The sequence below is a fragment of the Burkholderia sp. Ap-955 genome, from assembly GCF_011753045.1.
GTDB classification, from domain to species: Bacteria; Pseudomonadota; Gammaproteobacteria; order Burkholderiales; family Burkholderiaceae; genus Burkholderia; species Burkholderia lata_D.
Map to the genome: position 1 here is coordinate 17,347 of NZ_VWWH01000047.1, position 17,621 is coordinate 34,967.

Consider the following 17,621-nt stretch of genomic DNA (forward strand, 5'->3'; position numbering starts at 1 on the left):
ATGCCTGAAGAACGAAATCTGGAAGGTAAGACCCTGCTATTGGTTGACGGTTCGAGCTATCTGTATCGGGCTTACCATGCGATGCCTGATTTGCGTGGCCCTGGCGGGGAGCCGACCGGAGCGCTCTACGGAATCATCAACATGCTGCGCCGTATGCGCAAGGAAGTCAGTGCAGAGTATAGCGCTTGCGTGTTCGATGCAAAGGGCAAGACGTTCCGTGACGACCTTTATGCCGACTATAAGGCAAACCGTCCGTCGATGCCGCCCGACCTCGCATTGCAGGTCGAACCGATCCACGGCGCGGTGCGCGCGCTCGGCTGGCCGCTGCTGATGGTCGAAGGCGTCGAGGCCGACGACGTGATCGGCACGCTCGCGCGCGAAGCCGAGCGGCACGGGATGAACGTGATCGTGTCGACCGGCGACAAGGATCTCGCGCAGCTCGTCACCGACCACGTCACGCTCGTCAACACGATGACCAACGAGACGCTCGACCGCGACGGCGTGATCGCGAAGTTCGGCGTGCCGCCGGAGCGCATCATCGACTACCTCGCACTGATCGGCGACACCGTCGACAACGTGCCGGGCGTCGAGAAGTGCGGGCCGAAGACGGCCGTCAAATGGCTGTCGCAGTACGACAGCCTCGACGGCGTGATCGAACACGCGGGCGAGATCAAGGGCGTGGTCGGCGACAACCTGCGCCGCGCGCTCGACTTCCTGCCGCTCGGCCGCCAGCTCGTGACCGTCGACACGGCTTGCGATCTCGCACCGCATCTCGAATCGATCGAGGCGTCGTTGAAGACCGACGGCGAAGCACGCGACTTGCTGCGCGACATCTTCGCGCGCTACGGCTTCAAGACGTGGCTGCGCGAAGTCGAGAGCGCACAGGCCGAAGGCAACGGCGCCGATGCGCCGGAAGGCGAGCCGGCCCCGGTGATCCCGACCGACGTCGTGCGCGAATACGACACGATTCAGACCTGGGAACAGTTCGATGCGTGGTTCGCGAAGATCGACGCCGCCGCACTGACCGCGTTCGACACCGAGACGACCGCGCTCGACCCGATGCTCGCGCGGCTCGTCGGCCTGTCGTTCTCGGTCGAGCCGGGCAAGGCGGCCTACCTGCCGGTTGCGCATCGCGGCCCCGACATGCCTGAACAGCTTCCGCTCGACGAAGTACTCGCGCGCCTGAAGCCGTGGCTCGAATCGGCCGATCACAAGAAGGTCGGCCAGCACCTGAAGTACGACGCGCAGGTGCTCGCGAACTACGACATCGCGCTGAACGGCATCGAACACGACACGCTGCTCGAATCGTACGTGGTCGAATCGCATCGCACGCACGACATGGACAGCCTTGCGCTGCGTCATCTGGGTGTCAAGACGATCAAGTACGAAGACGTGGCCGGCAAGGGCGCGAAGCAGATCGGCTTCGACGAAGTCGCGCTCACGCAGGCCGCCGAATACGCGGCCGAAGATGCGGACATCACGCTGCAGTTGCATCACGCACTGTATCCGCAGGTCGCGCGCGAGCCGGGCCTCTTGCACGTGTACCGCGAGATCGAGATGCCCGTGTCGCTCGTGCTGCGCAAGATGGAGCGCACGGGCGTGCTGATCGACGACGCCCGCCTGCAGGCGCAGAGCACCGAAATCGCGACGCGCCTGATCGAGCTCGAAGGGCAGGCATACGAACTGGCGGGCGGCGAATTCAATCTCGGCTCGCCGAAGCAGATCGGGCAGATCTTCTTCGAAAAGCTGCAGTTGCCCGTCGTGAAAAAGACGCCGAGTGGCGCGCCGTCGACCGACGAAGAAGTGCTGCAGAAGCTGGCCGAAGATTACCCGCTGCCGAAGCTGCTGCTCGAGCATCGCGGGCTGTCGAAGCTGAAGTCGACCTATACCGACAAGCTGCCGCGCATGGTGAACCCGTCAACGGGCCGCGTGCACACGAACTACGCGCAGGCCGTCGCGGTCACGGGCCGCCTGGCATCGAACGATCCGAATCTTCAGAACATTCCGGTGCGCACGGCCGAGGGGCGGCGGATCCGCGAGGCGTTCATCGCCTCGCCGGGCCACCGGATCGTGTCGGCCGATTATTCGCAGATCGAACTGCGGATCATGGCGCATATCTCGGGCGACGCGTCGCTGCTGCGCGCGTTCTCGCAGGGCGAGGACATCCATCGCGCGACGGCCGCTGAGGTGTTCGGCGTGACGCCGCTGGAGGTCAATTCCGACCAGCGCCGGATTGCGAAGGTGATCAACTTCGGGCTCATCTACGGGATGAGCGCGTTCGGGCTCGCGTCGAACCTCGGCATCACGCGCGATGCGGCGAAGCTCTATATCGACCGCTATTTCACCCGCTATCCGGGTGTCGCGCAGTACATGGAAGACACGCGTTCGGTTGCGAAGGAGAAGGGCTACGTCGAAACCGTTTTCGGTCGCCGCCTGTGGCTGCCCGAGATCAACGGCGGCAACGGCCCGCGCCGCCAGGCGGCCGAGCGCGCGGCAATCAATGCGCCGATGCAGGGCACGGCGGCCGACCTGATCAAGCTGTCGATGATCGCGGTGGACGACTGGCTCACGCGCGACAAGCTTGCGTCGCGGATGATCATGCAGGTGCACGATGAACTGGTGCTCGAGGTACCCGACGGCGAACTGTCGCTGGTGCGCGAGAAACTGCCGGAAATGATGTGCGGCGTGGCGAAGCTGAAGGTGCCGCTGGTCGCCGAAGTAGGCGCCGGCGCGAACTGGGAAGAGGCACACTGACGCACCGCTGCACGGTTCCCGATTCCTGCGGCATATTGTTGCAGGGATGCTGAATATCGAGATGGTTTGCTTGTGGTCAACGCGCAAGCTCCCGGACAATGCATGTCATTGACGCGGGGGCATGCGCACCCCGCGTTCCGGGTTGGGCGCATCGAAGTGCTTCGAACTGCACATCGATGATGTCCGAACCGGTTAATCCATCGGGTCGCGCGAATGCATCGCGTTCGCGTTGTCCGGCGGCAGCAGTTTCGAATCGCAAAGGGGGAACAGATGCATCGGATCATCATCGTAGGCGGAGGCGCGGGCGGCCTGGAACTGGCGACGCGGCTCGGCGACCGTTACGGCGCGCGCGGCAATCGTTCTGCGCGTGCACTTGTCACGCTCGTCGACCGCAATCCGACCCACATCTGGAAACCGTTGCTGCACGAGGTCGCGGCCGGCAGCATGGACCCGTTCACGCAGGAGCTCGAATATGCGGCGCAGGCGCGCTGGCATGGTTTCGAGTTCCAGCAGGGCGGGTTGACCGGGCTCGACCGCGCGGCGAAGCGCATCACGCTGTCACCCATCAACGACAGCGACGGCGAGGAGCTGTTGCCGGCGCGCGAGCTGGAATATGACACGCTCGTGATCGCGATCGGCAGCACGACTCACTTCTTCGGCGTGCAGGGCGCGGCGGAAAACGCGATCGCGCTCGATACCGTTGGCGAGGCCGAGCGCTTCCGCAAGCGGCTGATCGCCGCGTGCATGCGCGCCGAACATCAGGCGCCGGTGCCGACCGCACCGGGTGAGGCGGCCGAGCCGCGCATCCAGGTCGCGATCGTCGGTGGCGGCGCGACCGGCGTCGAGCTGTCCGCCGAGCTGCGCAACACCGCGCAGGTGTTGTCGGCCTACGGGCTGCACAAGCTCGACCCGCGGCACGACGTCGGCATCGTGCTGATCGAATCGGGGCCGCGGATTCTCCCGGCATTGCCGGAGCGCGTGTCGTCGGCGACGGCCGAACTGCTCGAAAAGATCGGCGTGCGGCTGATGCTCGCCGAGCGCGTGACCGAGGTGGCGCCCGGGGCCGTCCATACGGCAAGCGGCAAGACGGTGCGGGCCGACCTGACGGTCTGGGCCGCGGGCATCAAGGCGCCGGCCGTGCTCGCCAATCTCGATGGCCTCCAGGTCAACAAGCTCGGCCAGCTCGACGTGCGCCGCACGCTGCAGACCTTTACCGACGACAACGTGTTCGCGCTCGGCGATTGTGCGGCATGCGCATGGCCCGGCAACGAGCGCAACGTGCCGCCGCGCGCGCAGGCCGCGCACCAGCAGGCCAACTTCCTGCTGAAGGCAATCGGCTGTCGGCTCGATGGGCGCCCGCTGCCCGAATTCACCTATCGCGACCTGGGCTCGCTCGTGTCGCTCGGCCATTTCAGTGCGGTCGGCAACCTGATGGGCGGGCTGATCGGCGGCAACATGCTGATCGAAGGGCTGTTCGCGCGCTTCATGTACATGTCGTTGTACCGGATGCACATCGCCGCGCTGCACGGCTATCCGCGCATGATGCTTGACACGGTCGCGCACTGGCTGCGGCGCACGACGCTGCCGCGCGTCAAACTGCACTGAGCGCGCGTTCGCGCATGAGGCGGGCGGGGAGTGCGCATGTCGTGCGTCGTCTCCGCCCGTTGTTCTTTGTGGGCAGCCGGGCTGCCGTGCCCGCGTGTGACGGGCAACATCGACCGCGTGGTTTTCGTTTCAATCGGCAAGCATCCGATCGCGCAACGGCGATCGACATGCGGCTTGTTGCATCGCGATTCGACGTGCCGGATCAACGCGCCGTAATCGAGTCTTACATATCCGACAGTTGACGCGACAACGGATTATTGGGCATCTTGTCCGGGTTTCCGTTTGCGGCGGGGTGCCAACCGCCGCGACATCCGCGCCGCGCGCCGGCGCGATGCCCCGTCATGCCGAGTCCGTGATCGTGACGGCGGCCCCCAATCGAGGAGTGCATTCATGTTGAAACCCGAAGTCGACAGCCTGGTTCCCCACGTTCCGTTCTCGCGCCGCAAGTTCATGCAGGCCACGCTGGGCGGTGCCTTCGCGGCGGCCGTGCTGCCCGTGTCGGCGCAGACGGTCACGACCGACAGCGAAGGGCTGGACGTCGACACCGTCGAGATCCGCTCGGGCGACGCGAGCGTGCCCGCGTATCGCGCGCAGCCGAAGGACAAGACGAACCTGCCGGTCGTCATCGTGATCCACGAGATCTTCGGCGTGCACGCGCACATCGCCGATGTCTGCCGCCGCTTCGCGAAGCTCGGTTATCTTGCGATCGCCCCCGACCTGTTCGCGCGGCAGGGCAATGCGGAGAAGTATCCGACGATCAAGGATCTGGTCGACCACATCGTCAGCAAGGTGCCGGACCGGCAGGTGACCGAGGATCTCGATGCGACCGTCGCGTGGGCCGGCAAGAACGGCGGCGACCTGTCGCGTCTCGGCGTGGTCGGGTTCTGTTGGGGCGGCCGCCAGAGCTGGCTGTATGCGGAGCACAATCCGCATGTGCGTGCGGCCGTTGCATGGTACGGGTTCGTCGAAGGCAAGACCGACGAGATGACGCCGTTCAACCCGGTCGATCACGCATCGTTGCTGAAGGTGCCCGTGCTCGGGCTGTATGGCGAGAAGGATGCGAACATCACGCAGGCGTCGCTCGCCGACATGCGCAAGGCAATCCAGACGAGCGATTCGAAGCTCGCGCGCGAATCGGAGATCGTCGTGTACCCGGATGCCGGTCACGCGTTCTTTGCCGATTACCGGCCGAGCTATGTGAAGGCGGACGCGGAGGAGAGCTGGAAGCGTGCGATCGCATGGATCCGCAAGTACGGTGTGATGTAAACGGCAAGCGGCGGCACATGCCGCCGCTTCGTTGTGACTGCGCCGCGCCGGCGCTTACGGTGTCGGGCCGGTTGCGATCGGCCGCGACGGGTCCGCGCTCCATTCGCTCCACGAGCCCGGATACAACGATGCGCCGTGCAGGCCCGCAACCTCCAGTGCAAGTGCGTTGTGGCATGCGGTGACGCCGGAGCCGCATTGCAGGATCACGCGGTTCGGTTCGGTGCCCGCCAGCACGGCGGAAAACGCCTCGCGCAGTTCATGGCCGGTCTTGAAGCGGCCGTCGGCGGTCAGGTTGTCCTTGAAGAAGCGGTTGCGCGCGCCGGGGATGTGGCCGCCCACACGATCGATCGTTTCGTTTTCGCCGCGGTAGCGATCGGGTGCGCGCGCATCGATCACGACACGCGTGGGTGCGTTCACGTTGGCGAGCACGGCTGCCGCGTCGACTGTCGATTCGAGCGGCGCGGCCGCGCGGAAATCGCCGGCGGCCGGGTGCGGTACGTCGGCCGTCAGCGGCTGGCCGGCTGCTTCCCAGGCCTGCAGGCCGCCATCGAGCACGGCAACCGAATCATGCCCGAGCCAGCGCAACAGCCACCACAGGCGTGCCGCATAGGCGCCGCCTTGCGCGTCGTACGCGACGACCTGCTGGCCTTGCTTGAGGCCGCGGCTCGCGAGCAGCGTGGCGAGTGCGTCGCGGGTCGGCAACGGATGGCGGCCGTTGGTGCCCGTCTTGCGGCCTGACAGGTCGCGGTCGAGATGGAGGTATTGGGCGCCGGGGATATGGCCGGCCGCATAGGCGGCTTCACCGGCGGCGGGATCGACGAGATCGAAGCGGCAGTCGAACAGCGCGACGCTGCCGGGCGCCGCCGCCAGGCGCTCGGCGAGATTGGCGGCGGAGATGAGCGTGGTGTAGTGAGTGTGTGGCATGACGGCTCCCTGGAGTGCGAATGGCCTGACATTCCAAGTCTAAACAAAAAAAGACGGGCCGAAGCCCGTCTTTTCGTCTGCCGGATACCGCGCAGCGTCAAAGCGCCGCACCGGTTATCAAATGTCGCCGAGGTGGCGGCGCAGGAACTCGTGGAAGTGCTGCATGCCGTCTTCCATCGGGCTCTGGTACGGGCCGACCTGCGACTCGCCGCGTGCCATCAGCGCACGGCGGCCGGCGTCCATCCGCATCGCGATCTCGTCGTCCTCGACGGCCGTTTCCATATAGGCGGCGCGTTCCGCCTCGACGAATTCGCGTTCGAACAGCGCGATTTCCTCGGGGTAATAGAACTCGACGATGTTGGTCGTCTTTTGCGGGCCTTGCGGAATCAGCCACGACACGACGAGCACGTGCGGATACCACTCGATCATCAGGCCCGGGTAGTAGACCATCCAGATCGCGCCGAACTCCGGCGGCACGCCGTTGCGGAACTTCAGCACCTGCTCGTGCCATTTCTGGTAAGTCGCGCTGCCCGGTTTCGCGAGGGCGTTGTGCACGCCGACCGTCTGCACGCTGTACCAGTCGCCGAACTCCCACTTGAGGTCGTCGCACGACACGAAGCTGCCGAGGCCCGGGTGGAACGGGACGACGTGGTAATCCTCGAGGTAGACCTCGATGAACGTCTTCCAGTTGTAATCGCACTCGTGCACTTCGACGTGATCGAAGAGGTACTCGGAGAAGTCGAAGTGATGCTTCGTGCCGAGGTTGGCGAGGTCGCGCGCGACATTCCGGCCCTCGGCCTCGAACAGCAGCCCCTGCCAGTTCTGCAGCGGGCTCTTGCCGAGGTTCAGGCACGGCTTGTCGGGGAAGTGCGGCGCGCCGAGCAACTGGCCTTCCAGATCGTACGTCCAGCGGTGCAGCGGGCACACAATGTTCTGCGTGTGGCCGCGCCCGTTGAGCATGATCGCCTGCCGGTGGCGGCACACGTTCGACAGCAGTTCGACCTGGTTCGCCTGATTGCGGACCAGCACGCGGCCTTCCTTCTCGGACGGCAGCGCAAAATAATCCCCCGCCTCGGGCACCATCAACTCGTGCCCGACGTAACGAGGTCCTTTCTTGAAGAGGGTTTCGATCTCGCGCTCGAGTAGCGCCTCATCGAAGTATGCAGTGACTGGAAGCTGGCTGTGAGCCGACTTCAACTGAAGCGCGTCGCTCAGATTGGACATTCCCACTCCCGGTGTTAGCGTGAAAGCAGTGAACAACCCAACCATCGAAAAATCGATTTAGGGAAACGGGGAATTATACCCGGTTCGCCTCGCAAGGCTAGGATTAAGTGCCTGATTTGTGTCAATTTTTTGTCGGGCGGCAATCGAAAGGCGCACAATGTGTGTCGAAGGTGGGGCCGGAATATGTACCCGGGGGCCACGACGGCAGGTCGGAAAATTCTCTTTTGCCGTAGAATGTCCGACTTGTTTTGAAATTTGACACCCTCGTCCATGGCGAAAACCGCATCCCCAGGCGCCACGCCGCCCGGTAATGGCACCGAACCGTTGCCGGACAATTACGAGATGGCGCTCGCGGAACTCGAGACGCTGGTTGCCCGGATGGAAGGCGGCGCGTTGAGCCTCGAGGATTCACTGGCGGCGTATCGCCGCGGTGCGACCCTCGTTGCGTTTTGCCAACAGCAGCTCGAGAAAGTGGAGCAGCAGGTTCGCGTGCTCGACGGCGCGACGCTGAAGCCGCTTTCGTCCGGAACGGCCGCCACGGACGGCGAAGACGACGATCTATGACATTCGAACAATGGATGCGGTCCGTGCTTGACCGTGTCGAGGACGCACTCGGCCACTATTTGCCCGCTGAAACCGCGGTGCCGGAGAAACTCCACGAGGCGATGCGCTATGCGGTCCTCGGCGGCGGTAAACGCGTTCGCCCGCTGCTGTGCCATGCAGCAGGCGAACTGACCGGCGCGACGGAAGCAGCCCGCAATGCGGCGGCGGCGGCACTGGAGATGATCCACGTCTACTCGCTCGTGCACGACGACATGCCGTGCATGGACGACGACGCATTGCGTCGCGGCAAGCCGACCGTGCACGTGCAGTACGACGAGCCGACGGCACTGCTCGTCGGTGACGCGCTGCAGTCGCAGGCGTTCGTTGCGCTGACCGACGCCGCTGCGCTGTCGCCGGTGCAGCAGGCCGCGCTCGTGCGCGAGCTGGCGCTGGCAAGCGGCTCGATCGGCATGGCCGGCGGGCAGGCGATCGACCTGGCGAGCGTCGGCCTCAAGCTGACGCGCGAGCAGCTCGAGACGATGCACCGGATGAAGACGGGCGCACTGCTACGCGCGGCCGTGCGGATGGGCGCGCTGGCCGGCGAGACGCCGTCCGCGGAAACGATGGCTGCGCTCGATGTATACGCGGGGGCCGTGGGTCTGGCCTTTCAGGTCGTCGACGACATTCTCGACGTCACGACCGATTCGGCGACGCTCGGCAAGACGGCCGGCAAGGATGCGGCGAACGACAAGCCGACCTATGTATCGATCCTCGGCCTCGAAGCGTCGCGCGAGCTCGCAGCACAACTGCGCGCCGAAGCGCACGACGCGCTGAAACCGTTCGGCGCACGCGCACAGCGTCTGGCCGAACTTGCCGACCTGGTAGTGAACCGGGTCAGCTGACGCGAAAGCCCGCCGCCGCGCACATGCTACGGTGCGTGCAACAGAATGCGGGCGCGTTTGATTTCCTACAATGGAACGACGATGTACGACTTGCTGAAAACCATCGACGACCCGGCGGATTTGCGCCGCCTCGATCGTCGCCAACTTCAACCGCTCGCGGATGAACTGCGCGCGTTCGTGCTCGACAGTGTGTCGAAGACGGGCGGCCATTTGTCGTCCAACCTCGGGACGGTCGAGCTGACGATCGCGTTGCACTACGTGTTCAACACGCCGAACGATCGGATCGTCTGGGACGTGGGCCACCAGACCTACCCGCACAAGATCCTGACGGGCCGCCGCGACCAGATGCATTCGCTGCGCCAGCAGGACGGCATCTCGGGCTTCCCGCGCCGCAGCGAATCCGAATACGACACGTTCGGCACCGCGCACTCGAGCACGTCGATCTCGGCCGCGCTCGGCATGGCGATCGGCAGTCAGCTGAACGGCGACGACCGCTTCTCGATCGCCGTGATCGGCGACGGTGCGATGACGGCCGGCATGGCGTTCGAGGCGATGAACAATGCAGGCGTGTCGGAAGATGCGAAGCTGCTCGTGATCCTGAACGACAACGACATGTCGATTTCGCCGCCGGTCGGCGCGCTGAATCGCCATCTCGCCCGCCTGATGTCGGGCCGCTTCTATGCGGCTGCGCGCGCGGGCGTCGAGCGCGTGCTGAGCGTGGCGCCGCCGGTGCTCGAACTCGCGCGCAAGCTCGAGGAGCACGCGAAGGGCATGGTCGTGCCGGCCACGCTGTTCGAAGAGTTCGGCTTCAACTACATCGGCCCGATCGACGGTCACGATCTCGATTCGCTGATCCCGACGCTGCAGAACATCCGCGAACTGCGCGGCCCGCAGTTCCTGCACGTGGTGACGAAGAAAGGCCAGGGCTACAAGCTCGCCGAAGCGGATCCCGTGCTCTACCACGGCCCCGGCAAGTTCAATCCGGCCGAAGGCATCAAGCCGTCGACCGCACCCGCGAAGAAGACGTACACGCAGGTGTTCGGCGAGTGGCTGTGCGACGAAGCCGAGCGCGATACGCGCGTCGTCGGCATCACGCCCGCGATGCGCGAAGGCTCGGGCATGGTCGAGTTCGAGAAGCGCTTCAAGGATCGCTACTACGACGTCGGCATTGCCGAGCAGCACGCGGTGACGTTCGCGGGCGGCATGGCAACCGAAGGCCTCAAGCCCGTCGTCGCGATCTACTCGACGTTCCTGCAGCGTGCATACGATCAGCTGATCCACGACGTCGCGCTGCAGAACCTGCCGGTCGTGTTCGCGATCGATCGTGCGGGCCTCGTCGGCGCGGACGGCGCGACGCATGCGGGCGCGTACGATCTCGCGTTCATGCGCTGCATCCCGAACATGACGATCATGGCTGCGTCCGACGAGAACGAATGCCGCCAGATGCTGCACACGGCGCTGCAGCAGCCGAACCCGACCGCAGTGCGCTATCCGCGCGGCGCGGGCACGGGCGTGCCGACGGTGAAGGAATTCACCGAGATCCCGCTCGGCAAGGGTGAAGTGCGTCGCCAGACGTCGCAGCCGGAAGGCAAGCGCGTTGCAATCCTCGCGTTCGGCACGATGGTCGCACCGTCGCTCGCCGCCGCCGAGGAACTCGATGCAACCGTCGCGAACATGCGCTTCGTGAAGCCGGTCGATGCGGCGCTCGTGCGTGAGCTCGCCGAGACGCACGACTACCTCGTCACGGTCGAGGAAGGTTGCGTGATGGGTGGCGCGGGCTCGGCCTGCGTGGAAGCCCTGATGGAGAGTGGGGTTATCCGACCCGTACTACAATTGGGCCTCCCTGACCTGTTCATCGATCACGGCGACCCCGCGAAGCTGCTGTCGCAATGCGGCCTCGACGGCGCGGGTATCGCGAAATCGATTCGCGAACGCTTTCTGAATCCGGCGGCCGATGTCGCCGGTCAGGCGAAGCGCGTCGCATAAGCTGGCGCCGCCCGCGGGCGGCGTCGGTGCGACTGGCGCAACCGGTCTTCATTGATGCGGAAAACATGGGCCTGCGGGCCCATGTTGCTTTTCCGGCTGCCGCATGACGCGGCGTGCGCGTCGTCGAACGCGCGGCTTACAAGGATTGAACAAGATGAACCAGATGAATCCCGCCTTCGTGATGCCCGACGTGCAGAGCACGGTGGATACCCGCCAGATTCCGATTCAGCGTGTGGGCGTGAAGGCGGTCCGGCATCCGTTGACGGTGTGTACCGAAAGCGGCGACGTGCAGCCGACCGTCGGTGTCTGGAACCTCGATGTCCGCCTGCCCGCCGACCAGAAGGGCACGCACATGTCGCGCTTCGTTGCGCTGCTCGAAGAGAACCGTGCACCGCTGACGGTCGAGCGTTTCCGCGCGATGCTCGCATCGATGCTCGAGAAGCTGGAAGCCGAAGCCGGTCGCATCGAGGTCACGTTCCCGTACTTCGTGAACAAGACGGCACCGGTGTCGGGCGTGCAGAGCCTGCTCGACTATGAAGTGACGCTCGCGGGCGAAAGCCGCAACGGCGACACGCGCCTGTTCCTGAAGGTGCTCGTGCCCGTGACGAGCCTGTGCCCGTGCTCGAAGAAGATCTCGCAGTACGGCGCGCACAACCAGCGTTCGCACGTGACGATCGACGCGGAGCTCGCGGCCGACCTGCCGGTCGAGGCGCTGATCCGCATCGCCGAGGAAGAGGCATCGTGCGAGCTGTGGGGCCTGCTGAAGCGTCCGGACGAGAAGTTCGTCACCGAGCGCGCGTACGAGAATCCGAAGTTCGTCGAGGATCTCGTGCGTGACGTCGCGCAGCGTCTCGATGCGGACGAGCGTGTGGCGGCGTACGTGCTCGAAGCCGAGAACTTCGAGTCGATCCACAATCACAGCGCGTATGCGCTGATCGAACGCGACAAGCGACAGGCTGCATAACGCCGCGGCGTTTTGTCGCGCCGATGAAGAAAGGCCGCTCAAAATTGAGCGGCCTTTCTGTTTGCCGATGCGACATTGCGGCGCGTGCGTGGCGCGGCTCAGCGCGCGAGCGATGCGAGATCCCAGCGCGGCTTCACCGTGAATGCGTAGTCGGCATTCGCCTGCTCGGGCCAGCGGCCGAGCCGCAATGCGCCCGCGAGCGCGATCATCGCGCCGTTGTCGGTGCAGAGTGCGAGATCGGGGTAGTGCACATCGAAGCCGCGCTTGGCCGCAGCGGCCGACAGCGCCGCGCGCAACTGGCGGTTCGCGCCGACCCCGCCCGCGACCACGAGGCGCTTGAGCTTCGTCTTCTTCAGCGCGGCGAGCGACTTGGCGACGAGCACGTCGACGGCCGCGTCGACGAAGCCGCGCGCGAGGTCGGCCTTCGCGCGTTCGAGGGCTTCACCTTCGAGCTTCGCCGCTTCGAACTTCTTCATCTGCGTGAGCACGGCGGTCTTCAGGCCGCTGAAGCTGAAGTCGAGGTCACCCGAATGCAGCATCGGGCGCGGCAGCACGACCGCGCCCGGCGTGCCGGTTTCGGCGAGCTTCGACACTTCCGGGCCGCCCGGGTAGCCGAGGCCGATCAGCTTGGCCGTCTTGTCGAATGCTTCGCCGGCCGCGTCGTCGAGCGTTTCGCCGAGCGTCTCGTACACGCCGACGTCGGTCACGCGCATCAGTTGTGTGTGGCCGCCGGACACCAGCAGCGCGACGAACGGGAATGGCGGCGGCTGGTCGACGAGCAGCGGCGACAGCAGGTGGCCTTCGAGGTGATGGATGCCGACGGTCGGCTTGTTCCAGGCGAGCGCGAGCGCATTCGCGATGCTCGCGCCGACCAGCAGCGCGCCGGCAAGGCCGGGGCCTTGCGTGAACGCGATCGCGTCGATGTCGTCGCGGCGCGTGCCGCTTTGCGCCATCACTTCCTCGAGCAGCGGCAGCGCGCGGCGGATGTGGTCGCGCGACGCGAGCTCGGGCACGACGCCGCCGTATTCGCGGTGCATGGCGATCTGCGAGTGGAGCGCGTGCGCGAGCAGGCCGCGCTGCGTGTCGTAGAGCGCAAGGCCGGTTTCGTCACAGGAGCTTTCGATGCCGAGAACGAGCATGGGTGCGGGCAGGGCGCGCCTTGTCGGGCGCGCCGCAGGAAGGTCAACGTAACCGGAAAGTATAGCAGGCGAGGGCCTTCCCCCGCTGGCAGCGGCCCGGGCCGGATGCCGGGCAGGTACAATCCGCGCCATGGAAACTTATGACATCGCCGTGATCGGCGCGGGCGCCGCCGGAATGATGAGCGCCGCGGTTGCCGGGCAGCTCGGCCGCCGCGTCGTGCTGATCGATCACGCGCCGCGGCTCGCCGAGAAGATCCGCATCTCGGGCGGCGGCCGCTGCAACTTCACGAACCTGTACGCCGGCCCCGACAACTATCTGTCGTCGAATCCGCATTTCGCGCGCTCGGCGCTGGCGCGCTATACGCCGCGCGACTTCCTCGGGCTGCTCAAGCGCCATCACGTGACCTGGCACGAAAAGCACAAGGGCCAGCTCTTTTGCGACCACGGCAGCGACGCGATCATCGACGTGCTGAAGCACGAGTGCGACGCGGGCGGCATCGCGTGGCGCCGGCCCGTCGTCGTCGACGCGGTGCGCCACGCGCCGTCGGACGGCTTCACGCTCGACACGCAGCAGGCAGGGACGATCGGTGCGCGCGCACTGATCATCGCGACCGGCGGCCTGTCGATCCCGAAGATCGGCGCGACCGACTTCGGCTACCGGATCGCCAAGCAGTTCGGTCACAAGCTCATCGATACGCGGCCGGCACTCGTGCCGCTGACGTTCGCGCAGCAGGACTGGGAGCCGTTCGCGGCATTGTCCGGCGTATCGCTCGAAGTGCGCGTATCGACCGGCGACAAGAAGCGCGGCGGCGAATTCGTCGAGGACCTGTTGCTGACCCATCGCGGCCTGTCCGGGCCCGGGATCCTGCAGATCTCGAGTTACTGGCAGCCCGGCGACCCGATTCGCGTCGATCTCTTGCCGCAGCGCGACACGGTGGCCGACCTGATCGATGCGAAGCGCACGTCGAAGCGCCAGATCGGTTCGCTGCTCGCGGACTGGGTGCCGTCGCGCCTCGCACATGCGTGGCTCGACACGCATCGCGTCGCGGCCGACGCGCGGCTCGCGGACCTGCCCGACAAGACGCTGCGCCAGATTGGCGACGCGCTGTCCGGCTGGACGCTGACGCCGAACGGCACCGAGGGCTACAAGAAGGCCGAAGTGACGAAGGGTGGGGTCGACACGCGCGACCTGTCGTCGGCGACGATGATGAGCGCGCGCGTACCGGGGCTGTTCTTCGTCGGCGAGGCGGTGGACGTGACGGGCTGGCTCGGCGGCTACAACTTCCAGTGGGCGTGGGCGTCCGGCACGGCGGCCGGGCAGGCGGCGGCGGAGTATGCGCGCGGCGCCTGACGGGGCCGGGCCGGGGCCGTTTTGGCGGGACCAGGCCCCGTGCCTTTAGGCAATCGCTCTGCTATACTCGGTAGTCTTTCCCTGCAAACCTTTATTCGTGTCGGATCATGACGATCATTCGCGTTAAAGAGAACGAGCCGTTCGAAGTTGCAATGCGTCGCTTCAAGCGCACGATCGAGAAGAACGGTCTGCTGACCGAGCTTCGTGCGCGCGAGTTTTACGAGAAGCCGACCGCGGAGCGCAAGCGCAAGAAGGCTGCTGCAGTGAAGCGTCATTACAAGCGTATCCGCAGCCAGACACTGCCGAAGAAGCTGTACTGAACGATTGGGCGCCGCGCGGTTCGCTGAGCGGCGCACCGGCGACTCCGTGCGATCAGGTGATCGCGAAAGGCCGAGCATGATCGGGCGAGCCGCCGATGCCGGATTCGAGCAACCCGCTTGAGACATTGTCCCAAGCGGGTTTTTGTGTTGACGCCCTTTGCCGGGCGTCGGATTCACGTTTCCTTCCCGGGTGAAAGATGAGTTTGAAAGAGCAGATCAGCGAAGACATGAAGGCCGCGATGCGCGCGAAGGAAAGCGAGCGCCTGGCAACGATTCGCCTGCTGATGGCCGCGATCAAGCAGCGCGAAGTCGACGATCAGATCACCCTCGACGATGCGGGCATCACGGCCGTGATCGACAAGATGATCAAGCAGCGCAAGGATTCGATCAGCCAGTTCCAGGCAGCCAATCGTGACGACCTCGTCGCGAAGGAGCAGGCCGAGCTGGTCGTGCTGAGCGGCTACATGCCCGAGCAGCTGTCGGAGGCCGAGGTGGCCGCCGAAGTCCAGGCCGCGGTCGCGCAGACGGGCGCCGCCGGCCCGCAGGACATGGGCAAGGTGATGGGCGTGCTGAAGGGCAAGCTCGCCGGCCGCGCCGACATGACGGCCATTTCCGCGCTGGTCAAGGCCGCGCTCACGAAGTAACACCTGTTTCCCCGGCGCGCCGTGCGTGCGCCGGGGTGTCGTATTGTCTTTTTTTCGCTCGATCCCACGGTGATTCCGCATTCGTTCCTGCAGGATTTGCTGAACCGCGTCGATATCGTCGACGTGGTGGGCCGGTACGTGCAGCTCAAGAAGGGCGGCGCCAACTTCATGGGGCTGTGCCCGTTCCATAACGAGAAAAGCCCGTCGTTTACGGTCAGCCCGACTAAGCAGTTCTATCACTGCTTCGGTTGCGGCGCGCACGGTACGGCGATCGGCTTCCTGATGGAACATGCGGGGCTCACGTTCCCGGAGGCCGTGCAGGAGCTCGCGCAGTCCGTCGGCCTGACCGTGCCGCACGAGCCGTCGATGCGTGGCGGCGGTGGCGGAGGCGGTGGTGGCGACTATCCGACGCCGGTGTCGAAATCGGTCGCGACCGCGCTGTCCGATGCGATGACCACTGCTTGCGACTACTACCGCAAGCAGTTGCGCGGCGCGACCGTCGCGATCCAGTACCTGAAGAACCGGGGCCTGACCGGCGAGATCGCCGCGCGCTTCGGGCTCGGTTATGCGCCGGACGGCTGGCAGAACCTCGAAGCCGCGTTCCCGGATTATCGCGACGAGTCGCTCGTCGAGTCGGGGCTCGTGATCGTCAGCGATAAGACCGATGCGCAGGGCGTCGCACGCCGCTACGACCGGTTCCGCGAGCGGATCATGTTCCCGATTCGCAACGTGAAGGGGCAGGTGATCGGTTTCGGCGGCCGCGTGCTCGGCAGCGGCGAGCCGAAGTACCTGAATTCGCCTGAAACCCCGCTGTTCAACAAGGGCAGCGAGCTGTACGGCCTGTTCGAAGCGCGGCTCGCGATTCGCGAGCGCAAGTACGTGCTGGTCGTCGAAGGCTACATGGACGTCGTCGCGCTCGCCCAGCTCGGGTTCCCGAACGCGGTCGCGACGCTCGGCACCGCGTGCACGCCGATTCACGTGCAGAAGCTGCTGCGCCAGACCGATACGGTCATTTTCAGTTTCGACGGCGATTCGGCCGGGCGGCGAGCGGCCCGGCGAGCGCTCGAGGCATGCCTGCCGCATGCGGGGGACAACCGCACGATCCGGTTCCTTTTTCTGCCGTCCGAGCACGATCCGGACAGCTATGTGCGCGAGTTCGGCGAGGCGGCGTTCTCGGAGCAGGTCGAGCGTGCGATGCCGCTGTCACAATTTTTGCTGAACGAAGCAATTTCCGGCAAGGCGCTCGATCAGCCGGAAGGCCGCGCGAAGGCGCTGTTCGATGCGAAGCCGTTATTGCAGGCGCTGCCCGCGAACGCGTTGCGCGCGCAGATCATGCACATGTTCGCCGACCGCCTCGACATTCCGTTCGAAGAGGTCGCGGGGCTGTCCGACGTCGATACGCGGATCGCGGCACCGCCGCGCCAGGCGCCTGCGCGCAGCGAGCGGCGCCGCGTGACGGACAGCGAAAAGCGTGCATTGCGCACGCTGGTGATGCATCCGCGCATCGCGTCGCAGCTCGACGATGAGCAGCTGGCGACCCTGCGCGCATTGCCGCGCATCGGCGAGCTGTTCGCGGAAGTCGTCGATCATGCGCGTGCGCTGGGCGAAGGCGCGGAGTTCCGGCTGCTGTCGGATGTCCTGCGGACGTCCTCGAATGGAGCGACTTACGAGGAAATCTTCCGCGAAATTCTGGACTATGATGAAAACGTCCGCGACTTGCTGTTACAGAATCCGGAGGACGAGACGGTGCCCGAGCGGCAGCGTGAACAGGAACGGATCGCGGGGGAGGAACTGCAGGCGGCGGTGCTCAAGATGCGTTACGACGCTTGCTGCGACCGGCTTGACAGGCTGGCGCGGCAATCTACCTTCACACCCGAGGAACTGGCCGAATTGACGGAATTGAACCAGCAGCGGACCGACATGAAGCGTCGGCTCGGGCTGTAGGCGGCTGGAGAGCTTAGAGAGGGCTCCCCAGCGTGCTATAATATAAGGTTTCCAG

The 17,621-nt window shown here is 65.5% G+C and carries 14 protein-coding genes; 11 read left to right on the top strand and 3 right to left on the bottom strand.

Going from position 1 to position 17,621, the window contains the following annotated elements; all coding sequences use genetic code 11:
- From polA to F3J15_RS22880, 3 genes are all read left to right on the top strand, one after another.
- Positions 1–2,754, top strand: a complete 2,754-nt coding sequence (gene polA / locus F3J15_RS22870; RefSeq protein ID WP_166894230.1) for a DNA polymerase I — start codon at positions 1–3, stop codon at positions 2,752–2,754.
- A 270-nt stretch (positions 2,755–3,024) separates the two neighbouring features.
- Positions 3,025–4,359, top strand: coding sequence for an NAD(P)/FAD-dependent oxidoreductase (locus F3J15_RS22875; protein ID WP_166894232.1), 1,335 nt, complete (start codon positions 3,025–3,027; stop codon positions 4,357–4,359).
- Between the two features lie 390 nt (positions 4,360–4,749).
- A complete protein-coding gene (locus F3J15_RS22880) occupies positions 4,750–5,625 on the top strand; it encodes a dienelactone hydrolase family protein (RefSeq protein ID WP_166894235.1) in 876 nt (291 codons plus the stop codon).
- Between the two features lie 54 nt (positions 5,626–5,679).
- Here the strand turns inward: F3J15_RS22880 and F3J15_RS22885 are convergent, their stop codons facing one another.
- Together F3J15_RS22885 and F3J15_RS22890 are read right to left on the bottom strand one after the other, a co-directional pair.
- Positions 5,680–6,549, bottom strand: a complete 870-nt coding sequence (locus tag F3J15_RS22885; protein WP_069251090.1) for a sulfurtransferase — start codon at positions 6,547–6,549, stop codon at positions 5,680–5,682.
- 117 nt (positions 6,550–6,666) lie between these two features.
- Positions 6,667–7,773: an aromatic ring-hydroxylating dioxygenase subunit alpha gene (locus tag F3J15_RS22890; RefSeq protein WP_089486233.1), complete on the bottom strand. Its 1,107-nt coding sequence runs from the start codon at positions 7,771–7,773 to the stop codon at positions 6,667–6,669.
- 270 nt (positions 7,774–8,043) lie between these two features.
- Here F3J15_RS22890 and F3J15_RS22895 point away from each other — a divergent pair, with 270 nt between their 5' ends.
- The 4 genes from F3J15_RS22895 (at position 8,044) to folE2 (ending at position 12,168) form a co-directional block, all read left to right on the top strand.
- Complete coding sequence (locus tag F3J15_RS22895; RefSeq protein ID WP_006479428.1) at positions 8,044–8,337, top strand: exodeoxyribonuclease VII small subunit; 294 nt, start codon at positions 8,044–8,046, stop codon at positions 8,335–8,337.
- Positions 8,334–9,218 (top strand): polyprenyl synthetase family protein, encoded by an 885-nt coding sequence (locus F3J15_RS22900; protein ID WP_069251092.1) that lies wholly within the window; start codon positions 8,334–8,336, stop codon positions 9,216–9,218. Before F3J15_RS22895 ends, F3J15_RS22900 begins: the two co-directional genes overlap by 4 nt.
- Positions 9,219–9,299: 81 nt before the next feature.
- Positions 9,300–11,204: a 1-deoxy-D-xylulose-5-phosphate synthase gene (dxs, locus tag F3J15_RS22905; protein WP_069251093.1), complete on the top strand. Its 1,905-nt coding sequence runs from the start codon at positions 9,300–9,302 to the stop codon at positions 11,202–11,204.
- A gap of 154 nt (positions 11,205–11,358) precedes the next feature.
- Positions 11,359–12,168: a GTP cyclohydrolase FolE2 gene (folE2, locus tag F3J15_RS22910; protein ID WP_011355803.1), complete on the top strand. Its 810-nt coding sequence runs from the start codon at positions 11,359–11,361 to the stop codon at positions 12,166–12,168.
- A 98-nt stretch (positions 12,169–12,266) separates the two neighbouring features.
- Here the strand turns inward: folE2 and tsaD are convergent, their stop codons facing one another.
- A complete protein-coding gene (gene tsaD / locus F3J15_RS22915) occupies positions 12,267–13,307 on the bottom strand; it encodes a tRNA (adenosine(37)-N6)-threonylcarbamoyltransferase complex transferase subunit TsaD (protein ID WP_011355802.1) in 1,041 nt (346 codons plus the stop codon).
- A gap of 130 nt (positions 13,308–13,437) precedes the next feature.
- Between tsaD and F3J15_RS22920 the strand changes: the two genes are divergently transcribed.
- The 4 genes from F3J15_RS22920 (at position 13,438) to dnaG (ending at position 17,566) form a co-directional block, all read left to right on the top strand.
- Positions 13,438–14,658 carry an NAD(P)/FAD-dependent oxidoreductase gene (locus F3J15_RS22920; RefSeq protein WP_089447353.1) on the top strand — a complete coding sequence of 407 codons (1,221 nt, stop codon included), beginning with the start codon at positions 13,438–13,440 and terminating at the stop codon, positions 14,656–14,658.
- Positions 14,659–14,765: 107 nt separating this feature from the next.
- Entirely contained in the window at positions 14,766–14,978 is a 213-nt protein-coding gene (rpsU, locus tag F3J15_RS22925; protein ID WP_006479415.1) for a 30S ribosomal protein S21, read from the top strand.
- Positions 14,979–15,175: 197 nt separating this feature from the next.
- Complete coding sequence (locus tag F3J15_RS22930) at positions 15,176–15,622, top strand: GatB/YqeY domain-containing protein (RefSeq protein WP_089447354.1); 447 nt, start codon at positions 15,176–15,178, stop codon at positions 15,620–15,622.
- Between the two features lie 69 nt (positions 15,623–15,691).
- Complete coding sequence (dnaG, locus tag F3J15_RS22935) at positions 15,692–17,566, top strand: DNA primase (protein ID WP_166894237.1); 1,875 nt, start codon at positions 15,692–15,694, stop codon at positions 17,564–17,566.
- The last annotated feature ends 55 nt before the right edge of the window (positions 17,567–17,621 follow it).